Genomic DNA, 8672 nt, shown 5'->3' on the forward strand with positions numbered 1-8672 from the left:
AAGGGGAGAGGACAATGGGCAAAGCAACAGGTTTTATGGATTATAAAAGAGAAAAGCCAAATGAACGTGACCCTCTCACTCGTCAAAATGACTGGAAAGAATATTCAGCTCCTTATACAGATGAGGTATTGAAACAGCAGGGTGCTAGATGTATGGATTGCGGAACACCGTTTTGTCAAATTGGGATGGAGATCAGGGGCGGCGTTTCTGGCTGCCCGATCTACAATTTAATTCCAGAATGGAACGACCTTGTCTACCGGGGCAGATGGAAAGAAGCGCTTGAAAGACTACAAAAAACGAACAATTTCCCTGAATTTACTGGAAGAGTATGTCCAGCACCTTGTGAAGGCTCATGTACCGTCGCGATCAATGATCCAGCAGTATCGATTAAAAATATCGAACGGACGATCATTGATAAAGGTTTTGAAAATGGCTGGATTACACCAAGAATTCCTTCAAGTCGTACAGGGAAAAAGATCGCAATTGTCGGATCAGGACCAGCAGGAATGGCAAGTGCAGACCAACTAAACCAAGCAGGACACGCTGTAACCGTGTTTGAACGATCTGATCGTCTAGGCGGACTGCTCACTTATGGTATTCCGAATATGAAGCTCGACAAAGAAGTCGTTGAGCGTAGAGTCAAACTTTTAAGACAAGAAGGCATTGACTTTGTGACCAATACAGAAATTGGTGTGGATATCACGGCTGATGAACTGAAAGAGCAATTTGATGCGGTCATCCTTTGTACAGGTGCACAAAAGCAGCGTGACCTGTTAATTGAAGGCAGGGAAGCAAAAGGGATTCACCTGGCAATGGATTATTTAACACTCGCAACAAAAAGCATGCTTGATTCAGGATTCAAAGATAAAAACTTTATTGACGCAAAAGGGAAAGACGTCATTGTGATTGGCGGAGGAGATACAGGCGCTGACTGCGTCGCAACTGCACTTCGCCAAAAAGCAAAAAGTGTTGTTCAATTCGGAAAGCATCCAAAGCTTCCAGATACACGTGTAGGGGATAACATGTGGCCAGAACAACCTTATGTCTTCTCTCTAGATTATGCTTACGAAGAAGCACAAGCAAAATTTGGAGAAGACCCGCGCCAATATTCGATTCAAACCACAAAGATTGTGGCTGATAAAAATGGGAAGTTAAAAGAGCTTCATACCATTCAAATGGAAAAGGTGAAAAACGAACAAGGGAAGTTTGAATTTCATGAGATTCCAGGAACAGAGAAGGTATGGCCAGCTCAGCTAGTCTTTATTGCGATTGGTTTTGAGGGAACTGAACAGCCACTAGTGAAACACTTTGGCGTGGACAGCAAAAACAATCGGATTGACGCAAAATATGGGGAATATACAACGAATGTAGAAGGCGTATTTGCAGCGGGAGATGCAAGACGCGGTCAAAGCTTGATTGTCTGGGCAATTAACGAAGGCAGACAAGTGGCGCATGAGGTAGACCGTTATTTAATGGGGAGTTCGGTTCTGCCAAAATAGGTCAAACAAAAGGTGTTTACCATATATAGAGAAAAGCCATGACCAAAGAGTGGTCATGGCTTTTTATGATTCAGACATGATGGGATTTGAAATTCTAGATGATGGATCTAACAAAACGCTTGAGGAAGACGACGTCTTTATTTTACTGCCTTCATAAATGGTTTAGAACCTTCCTTTCCTGTACATGCTGTAAGTACATGCAGTGAGAAAGGAAGGTATATGTGTGCCATTTTTTAATATTTTGATTGAACTCTTTATCGGATTTTTTGCTTTATTTTCCATTACAAAGCTATTAGGGAAAACACAATTTGCACAAATCACGCCGTTTGATTTTATTTCTGCACTGATTTTAGGGGAGATGGTCGGTAACGCCATTTTTGATCCAGAAGTCAGCGTGCTACATATCCTTTTTGCAGTTGCAGTCTGGGGCGTTTTAATCTACACAGTTGAATGGCTTTCACAAAAATTCAAATCCATTCGCGCCTTTTTAGAAGGAAGACCGACTCTTGTGATTGATAAAGGAAAGATTCACTACAATCGATTAAAGAAAAATATGCTCGATTTAAATCAGCTACAGACACTGGTTCGGGCGAAAGGGCATTTTGCTCTTAATGAAATTGAATATGCCATTTTGGAAACGGATGGGTCTGTGAGTGTGCTTCCGAAAATGAAGTATGCACCAGCTACAGCCGAAGATGTGAACGTGAAAGGAAAAGAAGTCACATTGCCTAGAACGTTTATTATCGACGGAGAGATTTTAAGAAAAGATTTAAAGGAAGCTGGATTTGATGAAGCGTGGCTGAGAGAGCAATTGAAAAAACAGCACATTTCCTCCTATAAAGACGTCCTATTTTGTGAATGGATTGAAAATGAAGGAATTTATGCGATGAAATATGAAAAAACATCCACAACCTAACACAGTGGATGTTTTTTTGTGTTTTTTTGTTTTATCACTGAATAGGATCAAAAAGAATACATCAATGAAAACGTTCACAATATAAGGGGGAGATGTGTGATGAAGTATGGAAAACGACTGCTGATGATGGTATTGGCATTACTGCTTTTTGACTCAGCTTATGCGCAAGCAGCTGGACACAACCATCAAACAAACCGCGTGCTTATTGTCGATCAAAAAGGAAATGGGACATTTCGAACGGTTCAATCTGCCATTGATGCGATACCAGTGAACAATCAACAGCAAACGACGATATATATTAAAAATGGTGTGTATAAAGAAAAGATTCTTCTTCCGCAAAATAAGCCGTATGTGTCCTTTATTGGAGAAAATCAGTATCAGACGATTCTGACGTATGATGATACAAATGCAAGCAGCGGGAGCACAACCAATAGCTCTAGTACAATGATTCGGGCAAATCATTTTTACGCAGAAAATATCACGTTTCAAAATACAGCTGGCCGAAACGCAGGGCAGGCGGTTGCCCTTTATGTATCCGGGGACCGGGCTGTGTTTAAACACGTACGTGTTCTCGGTTATCAAGATACACTATATGCCACAGGCACAGGTAGACAGTATTATGAAGATTGCTATATCGAGGGCACGGTTGACTTCATATTTGGTTCAGCAACGGCTGTATTTAAAAGAGCTGAAATAAAAAGTCTTGGACATGGGTATATTACAGCGGCATCCACAACAGAAGCGCAAAAGTATGGCTACGTTTTTATTGATTCCACATTAAATAAAGGAACGGCTGCGTCTCAATCTGTGTACTTAGGCCGTCCGTGGAGACCTCATTCGGCTGTCACGTTCCTCCAAACAAAAATGGATGAACATATTAAAGCTGAGGGATGGCATAACTGGGATAACAAAGACAACGAAAAAACGGCTAGATATCAAGAATATGGATCAACGGGCGCAGGGAGTCATGTGGCAAACCGGGTGAAGTGGTCAACGATATTAACAAAAAACGAAGCAAGTCAAATCACCGTTCAAGCCGCGCTTAGCGGAAGCGATGGCTGGAATCCTGAAAAAAGGTAAAAGAGGCTTGTCAGTTTTCGTCAAAGAAAGCTGACTTTTCTGTTTAAAAAACCTTTGAGAACAAACGTTCTTTTGTGTATAATGAACATAATCTGCTAAATTTGGCTGCTTTTCTAAAAAGGAGGGATTGCGTGAAACGTTTCTCACAGGTCATGTTTTTACAACTATGTATTTTGTCGATGTTATTTCTCCCTTTTTCAGTGAAAGATGAACAACTAACAGCTCATGATGATCAATCAAAATGGATCACTTCCTTAGACGAATTCATTCGAACAGCACCTGATCTAGAGGGCGCAATTGCTGGCATCAGCGTACGCGATACTTCTGACACTTCCCTTCTTTATGAACATCAAGCGGACATCCGTCTGACTCCTGCTTCTAATATGAAACTACTCACATCTGCTATCGCACTCGATCTACTGGGTGAAACACACACTTTTCCAACAGACGTTTGGATGGATGGTTCAATCCAAAAGAAAACATTGCACGGCAATCTTTATCTCCGAGGCACTGGAGACCCGACATTGTTAGAAAGCGATTTTGCCGCATTAGCCAAACAAGTCAAAAAGGCCGGAATACATACGATTCGTGGACAGCTTGCGGCTGATGATACTTGGTTTGATGACACAAGGTATTCCATCGATCTGCCGTGGAGTGATGAAGATCAATATTACGGCGCTCAAATATCTGCTCTTACTGCTTCACCGAATGAGGATTATGATGCAGGAACGATCATTCTCGAAGTTAAGCCGGGAAAGAAAGCAGGGCAGAAGGCCAGCTATGAGATGATCCCGAAGACTGACGTCGCTCAAGTTATCAATCAAGTGAAAACTGTGCCAGAAGGCGGAAAGAAGAAAATATCTTTTAAACGCTCTCACGGTACAAACAAAATTACACTGACTGGGACGATTCCGCTAAAAGCATCCTCGTCTAAACAATGGGTCGCATTATGGGAACCGACAACGTATGCTTTAGACTTAATGAAACGAGCATTAAAGGCTGAGGGGATTCAGCTGAAAGGACCACTCAAAACAAAACAAGTTCCTAAAAAATCGAAAAAAATCGCTTCCCATTCATCAATGCCTTTATCCGATCTTCTTGTTCCGATGATGAAATTAAGCAACAATACACATGCAGAAATTCTGTTAAAAGAACTTGGGAAGCGGGTAAAGAACAAAGGAAGTTTTGACAAAGGGCTTGACGTGCTGAATGAACGTCTTCCAGCCTATGGCATCGATGCATCTATGACTGTGTTGAGAGACGGATCAGGCATATCACCCATTAACCTTGTTTCTGCAAACCAATTCACTTTATTTTTGACAAACATTCAAAAGGAAAAATGGTTTAACACCTATGTCCATGCACTTCCGTTAGCTGGGGCAAGTGAGCGTATGGTGGGAGGTACATTAAGAAACAGATTGAAAGAACCAGCTACACTAAAAAAAGTGCGTGCAAAAACAGGTACGCTATCAACGGTTAGCACACTATCTGGATATATTGAAACGCAGAGTGGAAAAACGCTTGCTTTTTCCATCTTATTGAATCATCTCGTTGATGACGAAAAAGGAAAAGAGATAGAAGACCGAATTGTCAGCATGTTAGCTGAGGATCTTTAGACAGAGAAGGAGAACCATCATGACGTTAGATAATAATCAATCTTTAGTAAAAACCATGTCGATCTTTCTAATTCCACTTTTATTAAGCAATATTTTGCAATCAATTGGACAGCTTGTTTCCATTGTGCTTGTCGGTAGATGGATTGGAGAGGATGCAGTAGCTGCGATTTCTGCATTCTTTCCACTTTTCTTTTTACTTGTTTCTTTTTCCATTGGGATTGGATCAGGAAGCTCGATCCTGATTGGACAAGCATACGGAGCAAAAAATGAGCAGAGGTTAAAGGAAATTATCGGTACAACGCTTTCGTTCACCTTTTTAATCGGACTTTCTTTAGCTGTCATTGGAGGTTTTTTTGCCACAGATATTTTACATTTGATGGGGACACCTGCAAATATTGTGGAGGAAAGTGCGGCATATGCCAGAATCCTATTCATCTCCATGCCCATCTTATTTCTTTATTTTGTCTATACAACTTTTTTACGAGGAACAGGAGATTCGAAAACTCCATTTTATTTCTTAATGATTAGTACAGGAACAAATATTTTACTGCTACCGATCTTATTATTCGGCTGGCTTGGTTTACCGGCATTTGGTTTATATGGTGCTGCGTATTCTTCTGTGATTTCTACAATCGTTACGTTTATCATTCTTCATATCTACCTTTATAAAACAAAGCACCCGCTGCGCATTGATGCGTCGGTTAGAAAGCATCTATTGATGAAAGGGGATTTATTAAAAACGCTATTAAAGTTAAGTATCCCTTCTAGTATTAATATGATTCTCATTTCTTTATCAGAAATTGCTGTCATTTCTTTTGTCAACGATTATGGATCACAGGCGACCGCAGCTTATGGTGTTGTCAACCAAGTCGTAAGTTATGTACAGATGCCCGCAGTGAGCCTTGGTATTGCTGTTTCTATCTTCGCCGCACAATTCATTGGCGCAGGAAACATGAATCGTTTGAAAGATGTCATTAAAATTGGGCTGGGGCTAAACTTTGCGATAGGCGGATTGATTATTATTTTCGTCTATATTTTCGCACCACAAATTTTATCTATCTTTTTAACAGATCCTGCAACGATTGATATTGCATATAGTTTGGTCGTGATTACCCTATGGAGCTATCTCATTTTTGGAACGGCACAAATCGTTGCAGCCACAATGAGAGCAAGTGGCACAGTTCTATGGCCGACCATCTTTAGTATTTGTTCCATTTGGCTTGTTGAAGTACCAGTGGCTTATGTGCTATCACACCATACATCGCTTGGGATCAAAGGAATATGGATAGGATATCCTGCAGCCTTTTTTGTAAACTTATTGCTCCAATATGGCTATTATCGACTGGTATGGAAGAAAAAGCAGATCGTTGCACTTGTCCAATCATAATGTGAGCCTATCATCTGGCATATACATACGAAGATCGATTACTTTGTAGGGGGTCTGATCTTCTATGTTTTTAAATCAAAGAAGTGAGCTCAGTTCGTATGATATCGGTGACTTCACTTATGCCGGACCAGATTTTCAAGTCTTGACGTGGGGAGAAGGAACAACGCTGAATGTAGGGAAGTTTTGTTCCATCGCAAACGAAGTAAAAGTTTTTCTTGGTGGTGAACACCGAACAGATTGGGTCACCACATATCCCTTCAATCAAATTTTCACAGATGCTGCCCATATTGAAGGACATCCACGATCAAAAGGGGATGTGTGTATAGGGCACGATGTTTGGATTGGATATGGAGCAACAATCATGTCAGGAGTACAGATAGGAAACGGGGCAGTCATTGGAGCAAATAGTCTGATTACAAAAGATGTGCCTCCATATGCGATTGTCGCAGGGAACCCGCAGCGGCTCATGAAATATCGGTTTTCTTCGGATATCATTGAAAAACTTCAGTTATTAGAATGGTGGAATTTAGAGTTTTCTTTCATACAGTCTATTTTTCACCTCTTGCAATCTCCTGATATTGACCGTTGTATAAGCGTAATTGAAGATAGAAAAAAGAAAGGCTGACAGAGCCTTTCTTTTTTTATCTTCGTTTCACTTAGCTGAGTCTGATGATGGTAAGTGATGCACCGGTTGCACCACCACCTATTAGAATGGCTGTTACAATCGCTCCGAAAAATTGTAATGAAATTGTATTTCCTGCTGTTAAATTGACAATAACTGTATTGCTCAAAAAAGTTGTGGATACGGCAGAGGACTGAATTGAACCTGGAATAGCAGTTGATCCATTCAACCATAGCCTTGTGCTCACTAAAAGTGCAGTAGTGGTATTTACTTGATATGTGATATAGTATTTACCTGTTTGCTGGACTGTGAATGTATCATTTGAACCATTCGGCGTAAATCCATTAATATTTTGATTACTTGGTAAAGCAATGTTCGTACCACCAGCAATAGTAATGATTGTAGGACCTGTTGTATTTCCAGCATAAAGTGCCGTATCAGTTGGACCGGTAGCTCCAGTTGGACCGGTGCCTCCAGTGGCACCAGTGATTCCAGTAGCTCCAGTTGGACCGGTGCCTCCAGTGGCACCTGTTGGACCAGTAGGCCCGGTAGGACCCGTATCACCAGTTACACCAGTCGCACCAGTAGGTCCGGTATCTCCAGTTACACCAGTCGCACCGGTAGGTCCGGTATTACCAGTTGCACCAGTATCACCTGTTGGACCAGTAGGTCCGGTATCTCCAGTTACACCAGTGGTTCCAGTAGGCCCGGTATCTCCAGTAGCTCCAGTAACTCCGGTGGCACCAGTAGGCCCGGTATCACCAGTAGCACCGGTTGGACCAGTAGGTCCGGTATCTCCAGTGGATCCAGTAACTCCGGTGGCACCGGTTGGACCAGTATCTCCAGTTACACCAGTGGCACCAGTAGGACCGGTATCACCAGTAGGTCCGGTATCTCCAGTTACTCCAGTATCTCCAGTTGATCCTGCTGCAGCCAGTAATGTGTAGTCTGGGGAAGTATCTGGTGTACCTGTCGGTGGTGCAGTATTTACTACATACGTACTGCCATTAAAGGTCACTACTTGCCCTACCGGGTAAGTAGGACTTACTACCGGATCAAACGCTTCAATTCCTGTTAATCCTACACCGGTAGGCCCGGTATCTCCAGTTACACCAGTGGCTCCGGTAGGCCCAGTATCTCCAGTTACTCCAGTTACTCCAGTGGCTCCGGTAGGCCCAGTATCTCCAGTTACTCCAGTTACTCCAGTGGCTCCCGTAGGGCCAGTATCTCCAGTTACTCCAGTCGCACCGGTAGGTCCGGTATCACCAGTTGCACCAGTATCACCAGTCGCACCGGTAGGGCCAGTATCACCAGTTACACCAGTCGCACCGGTAGGGCCAGTATCACCAGTTACACCAGTCGCACCGGTAGGGCCAGTATCACCAGTTACACCAGTCGCACCGGTAGGCCCGGTATCTCCAGTTACACCAGTTACACCAGTCGCACCGGTAGGCCCGGTATCTCCAGTTACACCAGTGGCACCAGTAACTCCGGTGGCACCGGTAGGACCAGTAGCACCAGTAACTCCAGTGGCTCCCGTAGGGCCAGTATC

General features: G+C 42.7%; 7 protein-coding genes. 6 read left to right on the forward strand and 1 reads right to left on the reverse strand.

Going from position 1 to position 8672, the window contains the following annotated elements; translation table 11 throughout:
- Positions 1-14: 14 nt before the first annotated feature.
- The 6 genes from gltD (at position 15) to EBQ12_RS14000 (ending at position 7123) form a co-directional block, all read left to right on the forward strand.
- Entirely contained in the window at positions 15-1499 is a 1485-nt protein-coding gene (gltD, locus tag EBQ12_RS13975) for a glutamate synthase small subunit (protein WP_047946545.1), read from the forward strand.
- A 223-nt stretch (positions 1500-1722) separates the two neighbouring features.
- On the forward strand, positions 1723-2415 hold the full coding sequence (locus tag EBQ12_RS13980; RefSeq protein ID WP_039963925.1) for a DUF421 domain-containing protein: 693 nt from the start codon (positions 1723-1725) through the stop codon (positions 2413-2415).
- A 99-nt stretch (positions 2416-2514) separates the two neighbouring features.
- Positions 2515-3495, forward strand: coding sequence for a pectinesterase family protein (locus EBQ12_RS13985; RefSeq protein WP_125590416.1), 981 nt, complete (start codon positions 2515-2517; stop codon positions 3493-3495).
- A gap of 131 nt (positions 3496-3626) precedes the next feature.
- Complete coding sequence (gene dacB / locus EBQ12_RS13990) at positions 3627-5111, forward strand: D-alanyl-D-alanine carboxypeptidase/D-alanyl-D-alanine endopeptidase (protein WP_125590418.1); 1485 nt, start codon at positions 3627-3629, stop codon at positions 5109-5111.
- Positions 5112-5130: 19 nt separating this feature from the next.
- Positions 5131-6498, forward strand: a complete 1368-nt coding sequence (locus EBQ12_RS13995; protein WP_035703202.1) for an MATE family efflux transporter — start codon at positions 5131-5133, stop codon at positions 6496-6498.
- Positions 6499-6562: 64 nt separating this feature from the next.
- Complete coding sequence (locus EBQ12_RS14000; RefSeq protein WP_017358859.1) at positions 6563-7123, forward strand: CatB-related O-acetyltransferase; 561 nt, start codon at positions 6563-6565, stop codon at positions 7121-7123.
- A gap of 31 nt (positions 7124-7154) precedes the next feature.
- Here the strand turns inward: EBQ12_RS14000 and EBQ12_RS14005 are convergent.
- Positions 7155-8672 (reverse strand): collagen-like protein (locus tag EBQ12_RS14005; RefSeq protein WP_164511656.1); only part of this gene is annotated, 1518 nt, incomplete at its 5' end.

Source organism: Bacillus sp. 2B09 (genome assembly GCF_003946835.1).
Taxonomy (GTDB): domain Bacteria; phylum Bacillota; class Bacilli; order Bacillales; family Bacillaceae; genus Bacillus; species Bacillus altitudinis.